Genomic DNA, 22,308 nt, shown 5'->3' on the forward strand with positions numbered 1-22,308 from the left:
AAAGGACAAAACAAGCCGCACCTAGGCTCGAAATGTCCTTTTGAACCGGCCAAAAAGACAAAACACGTTGCATCCGAACCCGAAATGTCTTTTTGAACCTGTCAAAAGGACAAAACAAGCCGCACCTAGGCTCGAAATGTCCTTTTGAACCGGCCAAAAAGACAAAACACGTTGCATCCGAGCTCGAAATGTCTTTTTGAACATGCCAAAAGGACAAAACACGCGGCATCCGAACCCGAAATGTCCTTTTAAGACAAAACACTGCAAGGATGCTGACAGCCTTGGCAAAAATTTAAATGCAAGGGTGTTATAAAATTTGCACTTGAAGCTGATTCAATTATAGAGAAAACAAAATCGAATTTTTAAAGATGGATTCTTCTAGAGCTTACTCAGAATCGGATTCGTTCAGTAAGGCCTAAATTACTTTTGAAAAAATAAAGTTCGTTTTAGAATGTGCAAATAACTGCAATTCATCAATAAATTGCTCCGCGTCTTCAAATGAGTGGAAGCGGGCTTTTAACATAAAGCATGCTTCACCAGCAATACGATAACAAAAATCAACATTCGAATACTGGCATATTTGCTTTTTAAAATCGTCATAACGATTATTTTTAATTGTCGCTTCAATGATGGCTTCAATGGGGTAGCCCAGTTTTTTTTGATTCAGTTCAATGGTATAGCGTTTAATGATATCCTGTTCTTCTAATTGTCGTACCCGCTCTCTCACAGCCGGGGCTGATAGATGAATACGCCTGCTTAGCTCGCTCATTGATAACCGGCTATCTTCTTTCAATTCATGTATAATTTGTTCATCAATGAAATCCATTTCTTCAAATTCCTTTCCAATTTGAAATTCAAATCAATCAAATGCCTTTTAACCGGTATGTAAAAGCCGCACACTTTATTTTACACTATTTTTGGGAGGGATGAGCATGACACTGATACCATTACATGAAAGAGGAAATACGCCATTTCAACAATTGCTGGGATATAACGCGTCCATTCTGAAATACTGGAACAAACTCAGTGATGAATTTGAAAAGGATGGCCGGTTATCAGCGAAGTTAAAAGAAGAAGTCCGGCGTACACTTGCACAAAAAAATGGCTGCCTGTATTGTAAGGCAAAAGGCAAACCAAACCCCGTTGATTACGATGAAAAAACAGCGGTATGTACCGGATTTGCTGAAGCTTTTCTTGCGGGCAAAGGGCAAACATCTCCAAATGTAACAGCGGTTTTAAAAGAGTATTTAACAGATGCGGAGATCAGTGAGCTGATTGCTTTCATTTGCTTCACAACAGCATCACAATATTTTGGCGCCCTCATGCAACTGGGGGAGCAACAAAGATAAGTGAAACTTCCATCAGTGGTGTTTATCCACTGATGGAAACCAATGGAGATGGTTTGATGCCTATTTCTCTCCTCTGCAGAAAGTCCCCCTTTTTTTCAAGAAAGCTAAACGTAAAACCAAATTGTTATTGCAATATAAAAGTATTTGATGTTATAATACTCTAAATTCTTTAAATCAATAAAGAAAATAGAAATATAGAATAAGAAAGGGATTTTGATATGGCATTATCTTTGGAAGCCGAAAAAATCGATGCATTGGTCGAACAAGTCAAGGAAGATGTAATCCATTGGCGGAGGCATTTGCACCAAAACCCGGAGCTTTCCTTCAAGGAAGTCGAAACATCACAATTTATATACGATACGCTTGCATCTTTCGGGGGTTTGGTGTTGTCCCGCCCGACAAAAACGAGTGTGGTAGCCCGGCTGAAAGGAGCAAAGCCCGGCCGAGTTTTAGCGATTCGCGCCGATATGGACGCGCTCCCCATTCAAGAAGAAAATGCATTTGATTTTGTCTCAAAGCATGACGGTGTGATGCATGCTTGCGGCCATGACGGGCATACCGCGATGCTGCTTGGAGCCGCGAAAATTCTGGCCGGCTTAAAAGACCAAATCGCCGGTGAAATCCGTTTTCTGTTTCAACATGCCGAAGAACAATTGCCAGGCGGTGCCGAAGAAATGGTCCAAGCCGGTGTCATGGACGGCGTGGACCAGGTGATTGGCGCTCATTTATGGTCACCGCTTGAAGCTGGAAAAATCGAGTTGGTGTCAGGACCGATGATGGCGGCACCAGATGCTTTCTACATCACGATTAACGGAAAAGGCGGACACGGGGCACAGCCGCATTTAGCAATAGACAGCATTGCAATTGGCGCACAAGTTGTAACAAACCTTCAACATATTGTTTCAAGAAATATTGATCCCTTAGATCCCGTTGTTCTTTCCGTGACCCAGTTTATAGCCGGTACTGCGCATAACGTCATTCCCGGTTCGGTTTTCATCAGCGGCACCGTCCGGACGTTTAAGCCGGCGTTGCAGGAAGAAGTGATCCGGCTGATGGAACGCGTCGTGAAAGGCGTAACAGAAGCGCACGGGGCGACTTATGATTTTCAATACGTGAAAGGTTATCGTCCCGTTATTAACGATCCGGAAGTCACGGCAAAGCTGCGTGAAGTACTGGTTGAGACGTTTGGTGAAGATGCCATTCAAGACGGCGTTCCAACCATGGGCGGGGAAGATTTTTCCGGATTCCAGCAAAAGGCACCCGGCACATTCTTTTTTATTGGAGCCGGAAATGCGGACAAAGGCATCGTTTATCCCCACCATCACGCCCGCTTTACTGTGGATGAGGATGTATTGCCTTACGGGGTGAAAGCGTTCGTCTCCGCCAGCCTGACGTTAACTGCCTGAAAAGGATCAGCCGCTTTTTCACCGGTTGGCCTTTTACACTAAAAAAAGTGAGGTTTTCAAATGAAATTCGTCCTTGCATCACTCCCATTTCTTGCTTTAATCATTGGCATGTTTTTTGCAAACCGTACCAATCCGATGATTCTCGGAATGCCTTTTATCATGTTCTGGACCGTGTTGTGGGTTGTTTTATCGACGGTTGTAATGTTCATTATCTATAAAACCGATCCGAAAAACCAAAGGGGGGATGCCGAATGAACAGCGCACTTCTTGTTATCCTCATCTTTTTGCTGGTGTCACTCTATCTCGGCATCCGGGCGCGCCGGGGCAAGCAAATGAACCTTGAACAGTGGGCAACCGGCGGCAGAAGTTTTGGAACATTGTTTGTATTCTTGCTAAGCGCCGGTGAAATTTACACGACTTTCACTTTTCTCGGCGGCAGCGGATGGGCTTACGGCAAAGGGGGGCCGACGCTTTATATACTCTGGTACGGCTCATTGGCTTATGTTCTTTCCTATTGGCTGCTTCCGGCCATTTGGCGTTATGCAAAAGAACATAAGCTGTTGTCCCAATCCGACTTTTTCGCGAAAAAATACAATAGTCCCGAACTCGGTGTCCTTGTTTCGATTATCGGCATCATTGCCATGATCCCGTACCTTGTTTTGCAGTTAAAAGGGCTCGGCAGTATCGTCAGCATTGCTTCTTACGGCTCGATTTCTTCCGGCGTCGCCATCTGGATCGGCGTGATTGCGGTAACCATTTACACCACGATTTCAGGCGTACACGGAACAGCCTGGACATCCGTCATGAAAGATGCATTGGTTTTGGCCGTCGTCGTTTTTCTCGGAATTTATCTCCCTGTTCATTATTTTGGCGGCTTTTCAGATATGTTTCATGCCATTGACCAGGCAAAACCCGGCTTTCTTGCGCTCCCGCACCAAGGGATGAGCGTGTATTGGTTCATTTCGACCGTTTTGTTGACGGCACTTGGTTTTTACACGTGGCCGCATTCTTTTGCCGCTTCCTTTACGGCGAAAAATGAAAAGACATTCCGCCGCAATGCGGTGATTTTTCCGCTGTATCAGTTGATCCTGCTGTTCGTTTTCTTTGCCGGTTTTGCAGCGATTCTGACTGTAAAGCCTGCACTTGAAGGAGCAGCAACGGATAATGCGCTGCTGGTTCTTTCTATTAAAAGCTTTCCGCACTGGTTTGTCGGTGTCATCGGCGCTGCCGGTCTGTTATGTGCGCTGGTACCGGGGTCGCTGCTGTTGATGAGCGCATCCACAATGATTTCGAAAAACTTGTTTAAAGTATTTAAACCGACCGCCAATGAAACACAAGTGGCCAATGTTGCCAAATATTTGGTTCCGGTCGTATCTTTAATTGCCCTCTACTTCACATTTAACGGCGGGCAAACCATTGTTGCCCTGCTGTTGATGGGGTACAGCATGGTTACGCAATTTTTCCCGGCGATCGTATTCAGCTTTATGAAAAATAACCCGATTTCAAAAGCAGGCGCATTTGCTGGAATTGTTGCGGGCGAACTTGTCGTTTCCTATGTGACGATCACGAATCAGACGGTTGCGACGCTGTTGCCGTTTATGCCGCAAGCAGTCAAAGACTTAAATACCGGGATCATCGCCATGGTTTTGAACTTGATTGTAACCTTTGCCGTGAGTGCTTTTACAAGAGACAGACAAAAAAGCGTTGAAATGGCTGCGTAAACTATTTCCCAAAAAGGAGCCGTGCATGCACGGCTCCTTTTTTAACAAGCTTTCCAGGGATCCAAAAAAATTTTAAAAAAGGTATTGCTTTTTTCTACCGGGCATTATATAATAAATTTGTCGCTGATGAGGCGAACAAAAACAAAACAATGCGGATGTGGCGGAATCGGCAGACGCGCTAGATTCAGGTTCTAGTGGTGGAAACACCGTATGGGTTCAAGTCCCTTCATCCGCATCACAAAAAGCAAGGATTTCAGTTTATGGCTGGGATCCTTGCTTTTTTATTTTGATATTAAATTTCCTGCCGCATTGTTCCGGAGACCAAGAAATATAAAACAAATACATCGAATTGTTTTCTGCCGGCCATCCATTTCATGATGTTAGGAGCGCCATGAGAAAAATTTGTTTTTACCTTGATTTAAACCGGCGATCCAATTTTTATTTTCTTCCGTTCGCTTAAACTTAAACACATCATTCCCGTTTTATTGATTTTGCCAAAAACCGGTTCCCTTTTTGATAAGGGAACCGGCTTTGTGTCAGGCCATTTTCCGGCAAGCTTCCGCACAGCGCAAGCATGCTTCGGCGCATTTTTGACAATGGTCATGGCTGTATTTCCTGCATTCCTCGCTTAACTAAAAAGGCAGGATCATTTTTCTCCTGCCACTTTATCTTCATGATGTTTTCTTCTGATCATATTTATCAAATGCATCCAGCCTTTTTTTCAATCTTTGATTTTCCTCTTCCAACTTCTGAATCCTCTTATGCATCCCATGGCTATGTTCCAGATGGGCTTTTTTTCCGTGCCCGCCTCCATGGCCATGTCCCCCTAACATCATGAAGATCATCATGAGCGGGCATGCAAGAAACAGCAAAGCATTTAACCATTCCATTTGTACTTCCCCCTTCTTTGTATCAATCGTAAAATTTTCTTGTGCAGAAAATGTGGAGATTTTCGAGGAACGCCCCCTCTTCACGTTTTGTTCACAACCCCTTATATCTTTTATAAAAGCACACGAATATGCATACTTTCTTCAAATTTATGATTTATACTATCTTTGATCATTTTTTGCAGACGGCAAATTATAAAGTTACAGGAGATGAAAAGCATGAGCAAAAGATTGGCAGGATTGGCAGCCATTTTGAGTTGCATACTCATTCTTGCAAGCTGCCAAAGCAAAACCAGCCAGGGGAAAGATGCCAGCCCTAACAAAGACCCCGGGCTGAGCGAAAAACAAGTGGAAGCCAAAATCAACGTCCAGCAAAACGGCAAAAATAATCTCTATGCTGTCAACTTAGTATCCGGAAAGCTCGGCACAAAAACAACCGGAAAAGTACTGACGGATACAGACTGCACTGCGGACATCAAAGGCGTGAGCCGCTGTAAATCGAAAATCAAGTTGGCGGATGGAAGCGTGATGAAGGTGATTACGCCACATAATATGAAATATTACCGGTGCTATAATATTGGGGAAAAAGTGACTGTCATACCGGGAAAAGACGGGCAAACCTATGTCCGGGTCAACACATCCTCAAAAGCAAGTTAATTTTTTGCAGAGAATTCCAAACGGGCGGGGGTGACGAAGCTGAAGCATTTAAATCATATTTCTTTTAAAATTGGCTTGATTTTCTTTGTGATTATGATTGATTTGGAAGGATTCGTGATTTACTTTTTGCACCAAAATATAGTCAAAGAGCGTGTAAAAGATGAATTCAATTCGCTTTTAGTGAGAAGCAACAGCCACCGGGATGTGCTGGAACAATACAATGACCCGGATTCCATCCACCGTGTTGCTGTATTGGAATCCAAATCCGATCTCATCGTGATTGTATTAAATGGCAATAAAAAATCCATCATTGCTTCACGCCCGCTCGACCGGGGAATGCGAAACATCATTTCAAAGCCCGTTGGCAAAATCACACACAAGGGAAAAATCATAGAAAAGCATTGGGAAGATGAAAAGTACATTGCATCCGTCAGCCCGTTTAAAAACGGCTATGTCTACATGTTTAAGGATACAAAACAAGTTCAGCAGCTGATCTCACAAATGAACCACCACTTCTGGATCGCCGGCCTTCTCGCATTCGGCATTACGCTGATTTTGATCATCCTTTTATCCCGCATTCTGGCGAGGCCGCTGATTAATATGAAAGTAGCGACAAAGAAAATTGCGAAAGGTGACTTATCTGTTGAAATCCCGGTTTACAGTAAAGATGAACTCGGACAGCTTGCTGAATCGATCCGCACGTTGGCCCGCGAGTGGAACCATCTTCGCGAGGAAAGAAGCGAATTTTTGGCTTCCATTTCTCATGAACTCCGCACGCCATTAACTTACATCAAAGGTTATGCAGATATTGCGCGGAAAAACAACTGTGCGGATAACGAAACCTATTTAAATATTATTTATGAAGAAGCCGCGAAATTGTCAGATATGATTCAAAATCTGTTTGATTTGGCGAAAATGGACCGGAATTCATTTCAAATCCAAAAGCAAAACTTCCCGCTGTTTCAAATGCTAAAGCAAATTGAACATAAATTAAGCCCGGCTTTCCAAAACAAAAGGATCATCCTGACAGTGAAGTGTCATCCTTCCATCCAGCTGATTGCAGACCCGGTCCGTTTTGAACAAGTCGTCATCAACCTGCTGGATAACGCTTATAAATATTCAGAGCCACATACGAATATCTTTCTTACCGTAAAAAAAGCAGATGGAGCATGGAAACTCATTGTGCAGGATCATGGAAAAGGGATACCCGAAGAGGATCTTCCCTATATTTTTGAAAGATTTTACCGGGTTGATAAGTCCAGATCAAGGTCTTTCGGCGGTACGGGGTTAGGCCTTGCGATTGTAAAAGAAATTGTAGAGGCTCACAATTGGCATATTCACGCTGACAGCCGGGAAGGTATTGGGACCACTATGGAAATCCGGTTTCAAGGAGGAGATATCATTGAAGAAGCTGCTGCTCGTAGATGATGAAGAAAGGATGCTGGATTTGCTTGCGTTGTATTTGGAACCGGCAGGATATGCCTGCGACAAGGTAACACGGGGACCGGAGGCAATCAGGTATATTCAGGAGGAAACTTACGATCTTATTCTTCTGGATATCATGATGCCGGAAACGGACGGCTGGGAAGTTTGCAGACAGATCCGGAAAATGAGCCAGGTGCCGGTGATCATGCTAACGGCGCGTACAGATAAACCGGATGTTGTCAAAGGGCTGAAAATCGGTGCTGATGATTATATATCCAAACCTTTTGACGAAAAAGAACTTCTCGCCAGAATTGATGCAGTCTTACGGCGTTCCAACCAAAATCAGAATGAAACCATTGAAAAAAACGGATTAAAATGGGATCCGGTATCTTTTCAAGTATTCTGCCAGAATCAGCCTGTCAGCGTGACACCGAAAGAGTTTGCGATGCTTGGGCTGTTTCTGCAGCATCCGAATCAGGTTTTCTCCCGCGAGCAATTATTAACTTCTATCTGGGGATATGAAGTGGAAACAGAAGACCGGACCATTGACTCTCATATCCGCAATGTACGGGATAAATTAAGAAATGCGGGATTCCCGGTTGACAGCCATTTGCAGACGGTTTGGGGCGTTGGATATAAGTGGGTATGGTGAAAAATGAAATTTAACGTTGAACACGGCAAAAAAGGGGCTGCCTGAAGAGCCCCTTTTAATCCTATTTAAAATTACTTGGCGGAAAGTTCATCTTCTGTTACCCATTTATGATTGGTTACCTTTTCTCCGCCATTCGCCGGCGTGTAATCCACCATATAGACTGTTGTTTTCTTTGACGAAACAATTTCAGCAGATGCCCCTTTCATGCCTTCCATATGATTTGCTTCCAATGTCACTTTTGTTCCTGGCTTTAACGCTTTATTCCCCGCCCCTTTAATTTCTTCCTGAACAACCCATTTATGGTTTTTTACTTCAGCTCCGCCTGTTACGGGCTTATAATTCACCGCATAAACGGTTGTGGCGTATGCAGCTTTTACAGTTGCTTTCGCGCCATTCATCCCTTCCATATGGTCAGCGTGGATGACAACCTGGCTGCCTGTTTTATATTTTGGGTTGCTTTCTTTTTTCATTCCTTTTGGTACTTCGCTCGAGCCGGAATGATTCATTTCCATGTGTGAATGGGAATCCGCGCTTTTGCTATCCGCAGATTTTGTTTCACTGTTGCCGCATGCCCCTAAAGAAAAGAGAATTGCGAGAGAAAAAATGCCTGCTAATACTTTTTTCATGATCTTACGTCCCCCTTGTCGCTTATCCTTTCTTTTAAAGATACCCGGCATTTGTGCAGAAATTGTGCATTTTACTGTTTACACAAGAAAAATATTGCGTGAATACGGTAGTTTCACGGCTTACTCCAGGACTCAACGCTGTTTTCAATATGGCTTTCAAATACATCTGAATAGGGTTTCATCAAATCGAATGGCGACCAGGCGGTTTACCGGGTAACAGATGTGACCAAACCGGAAGATTCCCGGGATCTTGTCCGGCTTGCCAAAGATGCTTTCGGCGGTGTAGATGTGATTTTCCTGAACGCCGGCATTATGCCGGATTCCCCGCTTTCCGCATTAAAAACGGACGAATGGAACAGCATGATCGGCATTAACATTAAAGGGGTTTTAAACGGGATTGCGGCAGTATTGCCAACGTTTATCGCGCAAAAATCAGGGCATATCATTACAACTTCTTCCGTAGCCGGGCTTAAAGCTTACCCGGGCGGGGCAGTTTACGGCGCAACGAAATGGGCGGTACGCGATTTAATGGAAGTATTGCGCATGGAATCCGCACAGGAAGGGACCAACATCCGGACTGCGACAATTTATCCGGCGACCATTAACACGGAATTGCTGGAAACGATCACGGATAAAAATACATCACAAGGCATGACGGCACTGTATGAGCAATATGGCACTACGCCTGACCGGGTTGCCAATCTCATCGTATCACCCAATTTTCCAGCCGTTTTCCTGTCCCAAAAAAAGAAGCCCGGTTCCCGGCATAATGCCGGTCCCGGGCCTCTTTAAAAAAACGCCCAATTTAATAAAGCCCTGCTTTTTTAAAATACTTGTCTTTTTCGCGGTTATACCGTTTCGTATCCTGGTTGAATTGGCGAATCGTTTGTTCCATTTCCCCATTGTATTCATTTATTTTTTTTATTTGATTATCTAACTCGTCCGGGCTGAACTTTTCCAGATTTTCATAAAAGTTGCCTTGTAATGCCAATTGTTTTTTATAATCACCAAAAAAAGTGTTCATATATTTTTTGCGCTCATCCATGATGGTAAGCAGCTTCTGCGCCTGTTTCCGCTGCCCGCTATCTTTAATTTGCTCCACGTTCTCTTTTATAGATGCCGATTGTTCATATGCCTTTTGAAAATTCTTTTTGGATTCCCGCAGCTCTTTCTGCTGCTTTTCGGTATAGCTGTCCGCAGTTTTTAATTTCTGCTTCACTTCCGGGCGGTTTTCGTCATTCAGTTCAAGCTGGTTTAGATCAGCATAAATGGATGCCACTTTTTCTTTGTATTCGTCCAGCTTCTCCTGGTTCGCAACAAAATCTTTTTCATACGAGGCGGATTTCTTTAATTTTTCGTATATGCTGTCCGCTTGTTTTTTGTCTGAATGGCAGCCGGCAAGAAGCAAAAGAAGCCCCGGCAACATCATTCCCAATACAATAAATCTTTTCACCCTCATCTTCTCCCCGTTTCAACTGGATGGTGGATTGGGTGACAGCGGCCTTCACACGGAAACGTTACCGGGGGCGTTTCATTGGTCAACACTTTTGTTTTATAGCCCTGCTTTTTGATAAACTTTAGCAACTTCGGCAAATATTTAACGGTTTCCGGTTTGTCATGCAAAAGGATGACCGGCGTTTCCCCCGCTTGTTTTTTTTGCCGGATTTGCTGAATCGTATACTGGACATAGCGTCCATTTTTTAATTCCCAGTCACTGCTGTCCACATTCCAATCCCAAATATGGAACCCATTTTTATCCAGTAAATCGCGCATTTCATCTGTTAAATACGGAATACTTCCATACGGGAGGCGCACCATATAAGATTTTACACCCGCCACGTTTTCCAATATTCTTTGATCCTCAGCCATTTCGTTTAATGGCGCGGACGTACTGCTGTAAATTGTTCTTGCTTTATGTGTGATCCCGTGCAGTGCAAGCCCGTTTCCATCTTTTAGCATGCGTTTTACGACTGCCGGATGCTCTTTCATCCTCGGCCCGAGCATGAAAAAGGTAGCTTTCATCTGATAAGTTTCCAACAGATCCAATAACTGGTTGGCCGCACTCGACGGGCCGTCATCAAATGTTAAGTAAATGGCATTTTCTTTCAGATCTTTCTCGTTTTGCTTCGCAACTTCTTTTTGTCTCTCCGCTTCTTTTTTCTGCCGCTGTTGCCCGATCATCGATTTGTACAAAGGAGAACCCGCAAACGCTGTCATCGGCGCAGGCGAAAAAGATAAAGTGCGCAGTGAGACAGCATGTGCATCTTTTCCTTTGTCTTTCGCTGACATCTTTTCCCCTTTGCCAACGAGTCCGGCCAAAACAACAACAATCAACGTAAATAAGAGCGCCAACACAACTTTTCCCTTGAAATTTAATTTCCTGCCGCGCATATCTCTCTCCCCTGCTCAAAGGCTCACCGTATTTTTCATTCGCTGCCATCTTCCGACATCATCCGCAAAAACTACCAAACATATATGATTCAGTATACATGAATATCCACAATTTTACCATACTCTACAAAATCTTAATTGTTTATCCATTTTTTTCTACATCTTGCTGCAGTCAAATTTCGACAGAGTGAAACGCGAATGGCGCGCTTATCCCTGCTATGGCCGTTTTTTTGTTTTTATTCCCTTAGCATTTTTGAAAAAACGTTCCACCCTAAGCACCTTCCCTTATTCCTGAACCCTCCCGCCTTTCCCCCTGCCTGTTTGTAAAAGGCAGCGCAACCCGCTCATGGCGAATGATAAAGCTGAAGGTGATGAAAATGAAGGCCATTTTAAAAGCATGATTTTTATGGCCTTTCAGTTTCAGGATTGCCCGGCGTTAGCTGCATTATTTTCAATGGACCGCTTCATCGAACATAAAGAAATGCCGATGAAAGAAGCAATGCTAGCTTCGCTGGAAAATACGGGAGTCGACATCATGCCGGCGGCGGTGATTCCCGGCGATATTCCTTTTTCCTGGAAAAACCATACCTCTAAGTTTTTTCCAAGCCGCCAAACCTTCTTATTTTCCAGTTGAAAAAGGAATGGCTGCCGTCTCGAAACCAGACCGAAAAAATTTCTTTAAAAAAAATAAAAAAAGGCTTTGACAAACGAAATTTATTGTCGTAGAATAATATTTGTCAGCAAGAGCTAAGGAGCTGGCAAGCAAAAATAAAATAACCGGGAAGTAGCTCAGCTTGGTAGAGCACTACGTTCGGGACGTAGGGGTCGCAGGTTCAAATCCTGTCTTCCCGACTCTAAAAACCTTGATGTATCGCGGATGCATCAAGGTTTTTTCGTTTTCAGCCGGGTGATTTTTGGTGTGAGTTGCCGTTGTTAGCGCATTCCCGTCACCAGTTCGTTAACAAGCCAGGATTAAAAAAAGAGAGCCATTATGATTAGAATTTCAATGGTGATGAAAAAACCATTTTTTCACCCATTATAGTACATCATTCCTTCATGCTCTATGCGTGTTAACTGCTCTTGCTGCTTGTCCGGATGGAATGTCCCCTGTCTCTGTCCTTCCATACATCCCTAAACGTATATTTCTTTTTCATTAAGATGTTTGTCCATTCCTATCCAGCTATTCCTTCATTTAATGTAGAGAGTTCATGATGAGGAGGTGTGTAAATTGCATTGCAGACCAATGGTTGCTACACCAAGATATGTAGTTCGTAATCGTGTTGTCCCGCGTTTCCAGCCAATCATCCATCCACTTGTGGAAGTGAACCGTACAAATGTCGTTACAGTTCCAAGGCATATTATGAAACCGATCAGGAAAAATGAAGTGGTTTATCACAATTGTCCTTTTCCACGCCGGCATTTTTGGTAGTGCCAGAAACAATAACCACTTCGCCTTTTCTTCATCCCTTTCACGTTTGTCCATTACACCTTTCTTCGAAACAGCATATTTTAAAATGCAAGATATATTAAGGAAAGGAGGTGAAAGTCAATGACAGATGGCGGTTACAGCATGGGCTCATCTTTTGCCCTGATTGTCGTTCTCTTCATCCTGCTTATTATTGTAGGAGCGTTTTATATGGGTGGCTCCGGATATTAAGCAGAATCAACAAACGAGAGAGAAAAAAGTTTCGTCTCCACCTAATAGCCTCCATTCTGAAGCGTATCATTACGCTTCTTTTTTTATTCACTTTGTCATTGAACAGAGAGGTCCATGTCATGATAAAAGCAACCACAAAAGGATGAAAAGCAGTTGGCGCAATTTTTCGGAGCAGAGTCGATTGGAGCAAGGATGGAATGGTCTGCGTATTTTGAGTGAATACAAGTTCCGTCTATAGAAAAAAGGGGAAGCCTTAGATTGGTTTAAAAACTTCCGATTAACACACCCTATGTTTTGGAGGTGATAAAAATGGAAGAAGAAAAAAGTTACAAATCCAATACTTACTCGTACAATAATCAGCTCGAAGGAAATGTTCAGTCGCAAAATACCGGCAGCGAAGAGGAAGAAGGGCTGGCTGATACAATCCAAAATGTAATTAACAAAGTTACCGGACTCGGGGAAACCGAGTAAAGCGAGAAGGCTGCCGCAAAAAACCGTTGAGACGATTCTCAACGGTTTTTTGAACGCTTCTTGCAAAAAAATCGGCCCGGTCCGCAAAGTTCCTTTACTCAGAACGGCCCAACATTAAGATTGGCGCGATTTTGGCACGCTTCTTTTACACAGGAATATGTTAAGACAGACGCGCATTTCAGCGTCCTTTTTTTAGTTAGAGCGGCCCTTCTTTACTTAGAATACTCCTACGTTAAGGTAGACACACTTTTGGGCGACCTTCCTTTACATAGAGCGGCCCTATGTTAAGATAGACGCAGATTTTGCCGGCCTTCCTTTACGTAGAACGCCTCTATGTTAAGATAGGCACGCTTTTGGCCGGTCTTCCTTTACATAGAACGCCCCTACGTTAAGTTAGGCACGCTTTTGGGTGGCCTTCCTTTACTTAGAGCACCTCTATGTTAAGATAGACTCGCTTTCGGCCGGTCTTCCTTTACTTAGAACGCCCCTATGTTAAGTTAGACGCAAAATTTGAAGGCCTTCCTTTACATAGAGCGCCTCTACGTTAAGTTAGACACATTTTTTGCCGGGCTTCCTTTACTTAGAGCGCCTCTATGTTAAGATAGGCACGTTCTTTGCCGGGCTTCCTTTACTTAGAGCGCCTCTACGTTAAGTTAGACTCGCTTTTTGCCGGTCTTCCTTTACATAGAACGCCCCTACGTTAAGATAGGCACATCTTCTGACCGGCTTCCTTTACTTAGAGCGGCCCTATGTTAAGATAGACGCAGATTTTGCCGGCCTTCCTTTACTTAGAACACCTCTATGTTAAGATAGACGCAAAATTTGAAGGCCTTTCTTAACGTAGAAAGCCTCTACGTTAAGATAAGCACACTTTTGGGCGGCCTTCCTTTACGTAGAACGCCCCTATGTTAAGATAGACGCAAAATTTGAAGGCCTTTCTTTACGTAGAAAACCTCTACGTTAAGATAAGCACACTTTTGAGCGGCCTTCCTTTACGTAGAACGCCTCTATGTTAAGATAGGCACGCTTTTGGCCGGGCTTCCTTTACTTAGAGCACCTCTATGTAAGATAGGCACATCTTCTGACCGACTTCCTTTACGTAGAGCGGCCCGCCCAATGCTAAGATAGATCCATTTTTAACAGGAATGCTTAACATAAGCCTGATCATAAACGGCTTTTCCCACTACCACGGAAGATGGAACCGTCCAGTCTGATTTGAAGTACCGCTTGAAAGGCGGATAGATTCTTTCCTCAGTTCGACTCCCGGTTCCAGCTGCACCCATAAAGACTTTGGATCGTACACAAGCTGGTCGCGATAAACGCTGCGGTGCCCGATGATCAAATACCCGGCAATACAGGCGGCCAACATATACATCCCCGTAACATGCCCGTACAGCTCATATCCAAGCAGCACAGCGGAAACCGGCGTATTGGATGCAGCCGAAACCACCGCCAGCATACCCGCAGCCGCTCCTAATACAGGGTTCATCCCGAGCAAACCGGCAAATGCATTCCCGGCAGCAGACCCGATGACGAGCTGCGGGGTGAATGTTCCTCCGTAAAAGCCGGAACCAAGCGTAACCGCCACAAACAGAATTTTCCACAGAAATGCGAAAAATCCGACATGTCCCCCGTGCATCGCTTTGTCCAAAAGCGGCAAGCTCAGTCCTAAAAAGTCGGCAGGAAAAATCAATAATGCAACTGCGATGAGCATGCCGCCAACACAGGGCATCAGGAAGAAAGGAAGATGCAATTTTTCCCGGACAACTGAAAATAAGCGACCCCCCTGTTCAATAGATTCAACAAACAGCCATCCAGCCAGGCCGCAAATCATGCCAAGGGCTGCCACTTTTAAAAGCAGCAGAACAGAAAAAGACGGCATGGCATGGATCGTGAAATATTCATAAGGCGTATGCAACAGCCTTTTATTAACTTCAAAAGCAGCTATGCCGGAAACCGCCGAAGGGAAAAGAAACTGGTGCCGGATTGACCCGATAGCCAGTACTTCCAAACCAAACACGGCTGCTGTAACGGGCGCGCCAAACAGACTGGCAAAAGCAGCACTGATTCCGCATACGATCAGCTGGGCCCGAAGAAACGGCTGAATATGAAAAACTTTCCCGATCCATGTGGCAAGCGAACCGGCAAAGTGAGCGCTCGGCCCGAATTTTCCAGCCGAACCGCCGGATACAAGTGTAATGAGGGCCGCCAGATACTTGGCCGGGAAGCTTCTGTCAAAGGGCGGTTCCCCTTCGGAATGCACAGCAGCAATGGAAGAAGGCGCCCCTGATTTCATTTTATACAGCAACAGGCCGTTCAATAGGCCGCCAACTGGAAGCAGCAGCATCTTATAAGGCACGGGCAGCGCACCTGTTTTTCCGCTCAAAAAATTTAAAGCTTTCAAAAACAAACCGACCGTGGTCCCGGCCACAACGCCAATCAGTACGGCTACAGCGACATAGACGATCATGGTAAAAAACATCACGGCAGGCTCAATGTATTTCATTTGGTTCACATTTTCCCACTCCTGCATGTCAAAACATTGTTAGTTTTATTATACACCCAGTAATATCGAGGGCTAACACAAACGGACAGAGCGGGCTCTTTATACCGCGCGAAAAAATGGGCCGGGCACTGCATCCGGGCCGCAGGGTTAACAGGCTCAGCTAATGCCTTCGGTCTAGGTTCTTGATTGTGAAAAACCCCGCCCTTCTAAGAAGGACGGGGTTTAACAGATTATGTATGTGCCGCAGTTGCCGTAATCAAACTAAGAAAGTTTTAGAACCACACTCCTCAAAGTGGGTGTCCGCAAAAGCGTTCCTGCCATCCTCCCTGCCAAACGGCAAAAGGCTCGGCATTCCCGCAATAATGTTAAACTCCCTATAACAGTTTAAAGGTTAAAACTTTATTAATATTACGTACAACGCAGCTTGTACTCTTATACTACGCTTTATGCGCCGCAAGATCAAGAGGAAAATTTTTCATTCGATTTCGCCGCTCCACGCCATCATGCCGCCTTCCAGGTTTGTGACATCAAAACCCTGGCTTTCGAGAAACTGGCATGCCATATAGCTCCGCCCGCCGGAATGGCAAACGACAATATAGTTTTTGGAACGGTCAAGATCCTCTAGGCGGAATCCCAGCAAACCGAGCGGAATATGCAGCGCGCCCGGAATTTTTCCTTCCGCCACTTCCTCCGTTTCGCGCACATCGATAATATTGAGTTTTTCACCCTTGTTCAGTTTTTCCTCGACTTCCATCGCAGAAATTTCTTTCATCAAAATTCCTCCCTCGTAAAACAAAATCCCCCGCTTTTTGCGAAAAGTGCGGGCCTTGCCCCAGCGGCGATTCTGCGAAAAGACCGGTGTCAGCGGCTTTTCACAAGCAGGTTGACCGCTTCTTTTACAAGGCTTCCCGCGTCTTCCCCGTTTTGTTCGGCATTTTTCACACATTCCACCAGATTGGCACTGACAATGACGCCGATCGTGCGGTCAATTGCCGTCCGGGCGGCAGACAACTGGGCAATGACCTCTTTGCAATTGTCCTTTTCTTCCATCATCCGCAGTACTCCCCGCAATTGCCCTTCGATTCTTTTGACACGGTTTTTGATTTTCGCATCGTATTCCACCTTTTTCCCTCCCCGGTTCCAAGATCGTATAAGAATAAATATGAAATCCTTTTCTGCGTAATAAACGGATGCTGAAATTGGCTTCAAGCCGGCTGGAAACAATAAGGTGAAGACTGCCTTTTGGAATTTCGCCGGAAAACCGCTTTAAATAAGCCGTCGGAATCACAATGGCATCCGCGGTACCGCTTCCCACATGCTGGTAATCCCTCACATCGACCACCACTTTATGTTCAAGCACATCTTTTCTTAAATCCGCCCGCACAGCACCGCGAACGGGAACGTAACGTGTATAGCCGGTTTTCGCGAGAATGAGCGCAAGAACGAGCAAAACAATATACATTTATACGGATGACCTCCTGCCCGAAGTTCGGTTACAACCCCCATCATATACCCCAGGCGGTATTATTGTCAAATGGATGGCTTAAAGAAACCCGCTTAAAATGGTAAAATAATGGAGCTATATAAAATGAACTTAAGTTTTTACAACAAGCTCGAGCACCAATTTGCATGATGACTTGGCAACAGAGCTGCGATATTTTGTTCATTTTATATACATTTTTTAAAAGCAAGGAGAAGGGGAAATGAAGACAAAAACAGCAAGCTGGTTCACGCTCTTTTTGGCTATGATGCTCGCCGTTGCAGGGTGTGAACCGCATCAAAACAGCACAAAAACGAGTACAGAACAAAAAACAGCGCAACAAACAAATACCGGGCCAGGAGAAAACCGGCAAACGACAGGCAAGCAAATTGCTGTTAAACTCGCCGATGTAACCGATGGAGACACGATTAAAATTTATAATAATGGAAAAGAAGAGACGGTCCGCTATTTGCTCGTTGACACGCCGGAATCAAAAAAACCGAATATGTGTGTGCAGCCGTATGCAAAAGCAGCCTATTACCGGAACAAGCAGCTCGTTTCAAGTGGCAAACTGACGATCGAATTTGATCACGGGGCCAAACGCGACAAATACGGGCGGCTCCTCGCTTATGTATTCGTAAACGGCAAGTCCGTGCAGGAAAAGCTGCTGAAAGAAGGGTACGCGCGCGTGGCCTATGTGTATGAACCGCCCTATCAATATTTGGACACTTTCAAAAAAGCCGAACAGCGGGCTAAAAACGAAAAACTCAGGGTCTGGTCGCAACCCGGGTATGCAACAGACCGCGGTTTTAACGGGTGCGAAAAAGGCAGTTCCGCATCCAACTCCAATGCTTCCGGCGGGGAGAGCCGTTCCAGCAACGGGAGCAGCAGTTTCCAAAACTGTACGGAACTGCGCAAAAAATATCCAAACGGCGTGCCGCGTTCAAACCCTGCCTACCGTTCCTATATGGACGGCGACAAGGACGGATACGCATGCGAACCATATAAGTAAGAAACAGGCTTGCACACAAGCCTGTTTTTCTTTTTCTGGTGCAAGGTACCCCGGCTCGTGCCACCCTTCCCCATCACTTGCTTCAAGCCTGTTTTTTGGTTTCACAGACAAGCCCGCATGATTTCCGTCTGCCCGGCAACTGCCTCAACCCCGGTACTTTTTTCGAGCGATTTTACAAGCTCCCCATTTGTAATAATGATTGCTGTAATCGTATCCGCTGCATTGGCTTTGATAAATTCCAGGTTAAAACGAATCAGCGGGTCGCCTTTTTCCACTTTGTCCCCGGCCTGCACAACCGTTTCAAACCCCTTCCCGTCGAGTGAAACCGTTTCCAGTCCGATATGAATCAAAACTTCCAGCCCTGATTCGCCGCGCAACCCGATCGCATGCTTTGTCGGAAATATCTGGATCACCTCGCCGTCAAACGGGGAAACGACCCGGCCCTCAATCGGCCTGATTGCCACGCCGTCCCCAATCATTTTTTCGGAAAAGATGGGATCGGGCACTTCCTCAATTGGCGTCACCTCTCCCCCCGTTGGCGCAAAAATATGCTCTTCCTTTCTTTTTCGGTGGAAAAATGGAAACAAAACGGACACCTGCCTTGTTTTCAACTAAATACACCTTCTATTTTAACATGTATGAAAAAAAATCCGGCAGTTTTCATGGAAAATGCCGGATTTATCATCTGTGTTTACTGGCGGGCCGGACTGCATGGCTCCCAAAAATTTATGCATTTGCCTAGCGCCGTCCCCGTTGGGATATGAACCGGGCGTTTGCCGGATGCTGCGTGCATGGAATGCGTGCATGGAAAATGGAGCAACCAAGGGTTATACCGGAAAGCCTGTGGTGTGTCCATGCAGCTGTTTTAACGATTTTCCGTTTCCTTTAAAAAATCGACTTTACAGCCATCGACTCAACCGGCAAGCCTGCCTCATATCTTTTTATAAAGGCTTCGTACCCTGAAACGCCTTCAGGTTCCGGGCTTAGCGTCATGCTTTCGGGATGGGTGAACACGTTTTGGTCCAAAAAGTCTTCCAGGCTTTGCTTCCCGTTTCCGGATTTTGCATAAACCGCGAGCACGGCCATCCCCCAGGCGCCGCCTTCACCGGCAGTGCTCATCACCGTAATCGGCGTATTTAATGCATTCGCCAATACTTGCTGGCCAATGACCGGCGTTTTAAACAGGCCGCCCTGGGCAATCAGGACATCCGTTTTGATTCCTTCTTCATTCTTCAAAATATCCATCCCGATTTTAAGCGGTGCAAATGCCGCATACAACTGGGCCTGGACAAAATTGGCCAATGTAAAGGCACTGTCCGGTTTCCTGACAAACAGCGGGCGCCCGGCCGGCATTTTTGTAATGTTCTCGCCTGACAAGTAGCTGTAATTGAGCAAGCCGCCTGCATCCGGATCCGCTTTTGCAGCCACCAAAAACAAAGTTTCATATAAACGATCCGCCGGCAAGTCAACACCGAGTCGTTCAGCAAATTGTTTAAACAGGTTTGCCCATGCATTAATGTCAGACGAGCAGTTGTTGATATGGACCATCGCCACGGGCGCCCCGCTCGGCGTTGTGACAATATCAATATCCCGGTACACTTTTTCAAGCGGCTGATCCAGCACAATCATCGAAAATGCCGAGGTGCCGACGGATATATTTCCGGTCCGTTTGCGCACACTGTTTGTGCACACCATCCCGGTTCCGGCATCCCCCTCAGGCGGAGCCATCAAACTGCCTGCCTGAAGATTTCCGTTTACATCCAATAATGCCGCTCCTTCGGGTGTTAAAGTACCCGCATATTCGCCGGCTTTTAATACTTTTGGCAGCACTTTCCCGATATGCCATGGATAGGGCGCCACATTTTCAAGCCGGTCAAACGTATCAAGAAAATCTTTCCGATATGTGCCTGTCTCTTCATCCACCGGAAAAACACCGGATGCATCGCCAATCCCTAACACCTTTTCTCCGGATAATTTCCAGTGTACATAACCGGCCAACGTGGTGATAAAGCGAATATCCTTTACATGGGGCTCCTGGTTTAAAATCGCCTGGTAAAGGTGGGCAATGCTCCATCGTTGCGGAATATTAAATTGAAATCGTTCAGTCAATTCATCCGCCGCTTGTTCGGTGATGTTATTACGCCATGTCCGGAAAGGAACGAGCAGCTCTCCGTTTTCTGCGAAAGCCAAATACCCGTGCATCATAGCGCTTACACCGATGGCACTGATTTTTGTCAAAGTGGTATGGTATTTCCCCTGGATGTCCGCCGCAATTTGGGCATAGCTTCTTTGAATCCCTTCCCACACTTCTTCCAACGAATACGTCCAGATGCCGTTTTCAAATTTGTTTTCCCAAACATAGCCGCCGGATGCGATTGTTTCAAAATCGTCCGTGACAAGTACGGCCTTTATCCGGGTTGACCCCAGTTCGATGCCGAGAGAAACATTTCCCTGCTGAATTGCCTGTGAAGTTTCGATTAAATTCATTTTTTTCACTTCCCAAGTCTTAAAATCATTACCTCTTCCTAGCCCTGGCTCTGCCGGACACCGGTACTGCGGATTATTTTTTTCCGGCCTCCCTAATCGTTGTGGCAAATTGTTAAAGAAGTGCATCTTTTTATTTGTTTACTGCTAAATTCAAATTTTTACAGTTTTAAGGCCAACCATTTTCGCAAAATCTTCAATTTGCTCAGCAGTGACTGCGAACGACAGGACAGTATGATGTCCGCCGCCGTTTTCAATCCATTTTTGGACCCCTTCATAAAAACCTGGTTTCGGTGTCCAAAGCTGGCGTGCGACAGGCAGTTTCGGCGCTGCTTCAGCCGGTTTTTTTCCATCCACTTCATACATAACGAGTTTAAACTGGTCACCAAAATCAGAAACCGTAAGATTTACAGCGTCTCCATCCGTGCCATCGAAGACGAGCCGTGCAGGGTCTTCACGGTCCCCGATGCCTAATGGATGGACTTCTACCCTGATTTTGCCGCTTGCCAAAGTCGGGTCTACTTCAAGCATGTGGGAACCCAGTATTTCTTCATGGCCTTTTACCAGATTGTACGTATAATCTTCCATAAAGCCCGTTTTTTCGTTATGTGCCATGATTTTCACCAACCGGTCGAGTGCGGCTGTTTTCCAGTCCCCTTCACCGGCAAAACCGTAACCTTCCGCATTCAGCCGTTGGACCGCCATCCCCGGAAGCTGTTTCATGCCCCACAAATCTTCAAAATTTGTAGTAAATGCTGTGTACCCGCCACGGTCAAGGAATTTGCGCAAGGCAATTTCAATCCGGATTTGCTCTTTCACATGGTCTTCAAAATAGGCCGGGTCATTGTTTCCAACCACCAATTCATATTTTTCCTGGCATTCCGCACAAACGGCCTCTATTTCCTGATCAGTGACTTCTTTCATTTCCGCAACAAGGTCACCAATGCCGTAATAGTCCACCGTCCAGCCGAACTGAATTTGTGCTTCGATTTTATCGCCGTCCGTGACTGCGACATTGCGCATGTTGTCGCCGAATCTCGCTACTTTAATGTTAAAGCTTTCATTGAAAGCAACAGCAACATCCATCCATTGCCCGATTTGGGTTTGGACCTTTTCATCTTTCCAGTGGCCGACAACGATTTTGTTATTTTTGTTCAGTCTCGCATTGATAAATCCGTATTCCCGGTCGCCATGAGCACTTTGATGCAGGTTCATGTAATCCATGTCGATCGTTTCCCACGGGATATGGTCCAGAAATTGTGTAGCCAGATGAAGCAAAGGTTTTTGCAACAGTTTCGTTCCCCTGATCCAGTTTTTCGCAGGCGAGAATGTGTGCATCCAGGTGATGACACCGGCAACATTGTCGTTATAGTTGACTTCTTTCATAACCTGCGTGATACTGTCGGCTGTTGTGGCAACCGTTTTAAATACGATCGGGTATGGTAGCTTGCCGCTTGCATTGATTTCATTAATGATTTTTTCCGCATCTTCCTTTACAGCATCCAGCGTTTCTTTGCCGTATAAATGCTGGCTTCCGACGATAAACCAAAACTCGTAATCTTTTATTTTCAACATGCTGTTTTC

General features: G+C 45.3%; 22 protein-coding genes, 2 tRNA genes, 1 other RNA gene and 2 pseudogenes. 14 read left to right on the forward strand and 13 right to left on the reverse strand.

All coding sequences use genetic code 11. From position 1 onward, the window contains the following. Window positions 1-415: 415 nt before the first annotated feature. Window positions 416-826, reverse strand: coding sequence for an Lrp/AsnC family transcriptional regulator (locus tag NFR98_RS13330; protein WP_026685168.1), 411 nt, complete (start codon window positions 824-826; stop codon window positions 416-418). Between the two features lie 106 nt (window positions 827-932). On the opposite strand from NFR98_RS13330, the gene NFR98_RS13335 reads away from it, so the two are divergent. From NFR98_RS13335 to NFR98_RS13355, 5 genes are all read left to right on the forward strand, one after another. Beyond that, complete coding sequence (locus NFR98_RS13335) at window positions 933-1,349, forward strand: carboxymuconolactone decarboxylase family protein (protein ID WP_014097622.1); 417 nt, start codon at window positions 933-935, stop codon at window positions 1,347-1,349. Between the two features lie 218 nt (window positions 1,350-1,567). Beyond that, complete coding sequence (locus tag NFR98_RS13340; protein WP_251460310.1) at window positions 1,568-2,755, forward strand: M20 family metallopeptidase; 1,188 nt, start codon at window positions 1,568-1,570, stop codon at window positions 2,753-2,755. A gap of 60 nt (window positions 2,756-2,815) precedes the next feature. Further along, window positions 2,816-3,010, forward strand: a complete 195-nt coding sequence (locus tag NFR98_RS13345) for a DUF3311 domain-containing protein (protein ID WP_013860056.1) — start codon at window positions 2,816-2,818, stop codon at window positions 3,008-3,010. Continuing rightward, a complete protein-coding gene (locus tag NFR98_RS13350) occupies window positions 3,007-4,476 on the forward strand; it encodes a sodium:solute symporter family protein (protein ID WP_046721674.1) in 1,470 nt (489 codons plus the stop codon). The genes NFR98_RS13345 and NFR98_RS13350 overlap by 4 nt, the downstream gene beginning before the upstream one ends. Window positions 4,477-4,627: 151 nt before the next feature. Then, window positions 4,628-4,711: transfer RNA gene (locus tag NFR98_RS13355), tRNA-Leu, on the forward strand. Window positions 4,712-5,012: 301 nt separating this feature from the next. Here NFR98_RS13355 and NFR98_RS13360 read toward each other — a convergent pair. Beyond that, window positions 5,013-5,102: pseudogene (locus tag NFR98_RS13360) on the reverse strand (four-helix bundle copper-binding protein); the annotation flags it as partial. A gap of 45 nt (window positions 5,103-5,147) precedes the next feature. Continuing rightward, entirely contained in the window at window positions 5,148-5,366 is a 219-nt protein-coding gene (locus NFR98_RS13365) for a DUF2933 domain-containing protein (protein WP_013860060.1), read from the reverse strand. Between the two features lie 216 nt (window positions 5,367-5,582). Between NFR98_RS13365 and NFR98_RS13370 the strand changes: the two genes are divergently transcribed. Genes NFR98_RS13370 through NFR98_RS13380 form a run of 3 tightly spaced genes read left to right on the forward strand, consistent with a single transcriptional unit; the run spans window position 5,583 to window position 8,097 of the window. After that, on the forward strand, window positions 5,583-6,020 hold the full coding sequence (locus NFR98_RS13370; protein ID WP_013860062.1) for a hypothetical protein: 438 nt from the start codon (window positions 5,583-5,585) through the stop codon (window positions 6,018-6,020). A gap of 30 nt (window positions 6,021-6,050) precedes the next feature. Then, window positions 6,051-7,448, forward strand: a complete 1,398-nt coding sequence (locus NFR98_RS13375) for a sensor histidine kinase (RefSeq protein ID WP_046721673.1) — start codon at window positions 6,051-6,053, stop codon at window positions 7,446-7,448. After that, on the forward strand, window positions 7,423-8,097 hold the full coding sequence (locus NFR98_RS13380; RefSeq protein ID WP_017554156.1) for a response regulator transcription factor: 675 nt from the start codon (window positions 7,423-7,425) through the stop codon (window positions 8,095-8,097). Before NFR98_RS13375 ends, NFR98_RS13380 begins: the two co-directional genes overlap by 26 nt. A 71-nt stretch (window positions 8,098-8,168) precedes the next feature. Here the strand turns inward: NFR98_RS13380 and NFR98_RS13385 are convergent, their stop codons facing one another. Further along, complete coding sequence (locus NFR98_RS13385) at window positions 8,169-8,723, reverse strand: YdhK family protein (protein ID WP_013860065.1); 555 nt, start codon at window positions 8,721-8,723, stop codon at window positions 8,169-8,171. A 192-nt stretch (window positions 8,724-8,915) separates the two neighbouring features. On the opposite strand from NFR98_RS13385, the pseudogene NFR98_RS13390 reads away from it, so the two are divergent. Further along, window positions 8,916-9,431 (forward strand): annotated as a pseudogene (locus tag NFR98_RS13390) (SDR family oxidoreductase); the annotation flags it as partial. Window positions 9,432-9,528: 97 nt separating this feature from the next. Here NFR98_RS13390 and NFR98_RS13395 read toward each other — a convergent pair. Together NFR98_RS13395 and NFR98_RS13400 are read right to left on the reverse strand one after the other, a co-directional pair. After that, window positions 9,529-10,182: a YkyA family protein gene (locus NFR98_RS13395; protein WP_251460312.1), complete on the reverse strand. Its 654-nt coding sequence runs from the start codon at window positions 10,180-10,182 to the stop codon at window positions 9,529-9,531. Next, window positions 10,179-11,114, reverse strand: a complete 936-nt coding sequence (locus tag NFR98_RS13400) for a polysaccharide deacetylase family protein (RefSeq protein ID WP_014097613.1) — start codon at window positions 11,112-11,114, stop codon at window positions 10,179-10,181. Before NFR98_RS13400 ends, NFR98_RS13395 begins: the two co-directional genes overlap by 4 nt. Before the next feature lie 346 nt (window positions 11,115-11,460). Here NFR98_RS13400 and NFR98_RS13405 point away from each other — a divergent pair, with 346 nt between their 5' ends. From NFR98_RS13405 to NFR98_RS13420, 4 genes are all read left to right on the forward strand, one after another. Next, window positions 11,461-11,748 (forward strand): hypothetical protein, encoded by a 288-nt coding sequence (locus NFR98_RS13405; RefSeq protein ID WP_014097612.1) that lies wholly within the window; start codon window positions 11,461-11,463, stop codon window positions 11,746-11,748. A gap of 144 nt (window positions 11,749-11,892) precedes the next feature. After that, window positions 11,893-11,966, forward strand: a tRNA-Pro gene (locus NFR98_RS13410). Between the two features lie 697 nt (window positions 11,967-12,663). Continuing rightward, window positions 12,664-12,771: a YjcZ family sporulation protein gene (locus NFR98_RS13415; protein ID WP_014097611.1), complete on the forward strand. Its 108-nt coding sequence runs from the start codon at window positions 12,664-12,666 to the stop codon at window positions 12,769-12,771. Window positions 12,772-13,080: 309 nt separating this feature from the next. Then, window positions 13,081-13,242, forward strand: a complete 162-nt coding sequence (locus NFR98_RS13420; protein ID WP_014097610.1) for a hypothetical protein — start codon at window positions 13,081-13,083, stop codon at window positions 13,240-13,242. Window positions 13,243-14,425: 1,183 nt separating this feature from the next. Here NFR98_RS13420 and NFR98_RS13425 read toward each other — a convergent pair. The 4 genes from NFR98_RS13425 to NFR98_RS13440 form a co-directional block, all read right to left on the reverse strand. Further along, window positions 14,426-15,748 carry a chloride channel protein gene (locus NFR98_RS13425; protein WP_230090549.1) on the reverse strand — a complete coding sequence of 441 codons (1,323 nt, stop codon included), beginning with the start codon at window positions 15,746-15,748 and terminating at the stop codon, window positions 14,426-14,428. Window positions 15,749-15,982: 234 nt separating this feature from the next. Next, window positions 15,983-16,177: non-coding RNA, 6S RNA (gene ssrS / locus NFR98_RS13430), on the reverse strand. 46 nt (window positions 16,178-16,223) lie between these two features. Continuing rightward, window positions 16,224-16,520: a rhodanese-like domain-containing protein gene (locus tag NFR98_RS13435; RefSeq protein ID WP_014097608.1), complete on the reverse strand. Its 297-nt coding sequence runs from the start codon at window positions 16,518-16,520 to the stop codon at window positions 16,224-16,226. 89 nt (window positions 16,521-16,609) lie between these two features. Then, window positions 16,610-16,870, reverse strand: a complete 261-nt coding sequence (locus NFR98_RS13440; RefSeq protein WP_014097607.1) for a metal-sensitive transcriptional regulator — start codon at window positions 16,868-16,870, stop codon at window positions 16,610-16,612. A gap of 581 nt (window positions 16,871-17,451) precedes the next feature. Between NFR98_RS13440 and NFR98_RS13445 the strand changes: the two genes are divergently transcribed. Further along, window positions 17,452-18,240: a thermonuclease family protein gene (locus NFR98_RS13445; RefSeq protein WP_014097606.1), complete on the forward strand. Its 789-nt coding sequence runs from the start codon at window positions 17,452-17,454 to the stop codon at window positions 18,238-18,240. Between the two features lie 101 nt (window positions 18,241-18,341). Here the strand turns inward: NFR98_RS13445 and NFR98_RS13450 are convergent, their stop codons facing one another. The 3 genes from NFR98_RS13450 to araA all read right to left on the reverse strand — a co-directional run bounded on the left by NFR98_RS13450 (window position 18,342) and on the right by araA (window position 22,299). Beyond that, the gene (locus NFR98_RS13450) at window positions 18,342-18,851 is read right to left on the reverse strand and encodes a PTS sugar transporter subunit IIA (protein WP_017551018.1); all 510 of its coding nucleotides are present in this window, start codon (window positions 18,849-18,851) and stop codon (window positions 18,342-18,344) included. 274 nt (window positions 18,852-19,125) lie between these two features. Beyond that, window positions 19,126-20,727, reverse strand: coding sequence for a xylulokinase (locus tag NFR98_RS13455; protein WP_251460314.1), 1,602 nt, complete (start codon window positions 20,725-20,727; stop codon window positions 19,126-19,128). Window positions 20,728-20,877: 150 nt separating this feature from the next. Then, entirely contained in the window at window positions 20,878-22,299 is a 1,422-nt protein-coding gene (gene araA / locus NFR98_RS13460; protein ID WP_014097592.1) for an L-arabinose isomerase, read from the reverse strand. Window positions 22,300-22,308: the final 9 nt, after the last annotated feature.

It is taken from the genome of Weizmannia agrestimuris (assembly GCF_943193165.1).
Classification (GTDB): domain Bacteria; phylum Bacillota; class Bacilli; order Bacillales; family Bacillaceae_C; genus Weizmannia; species Weizmannia faecalis.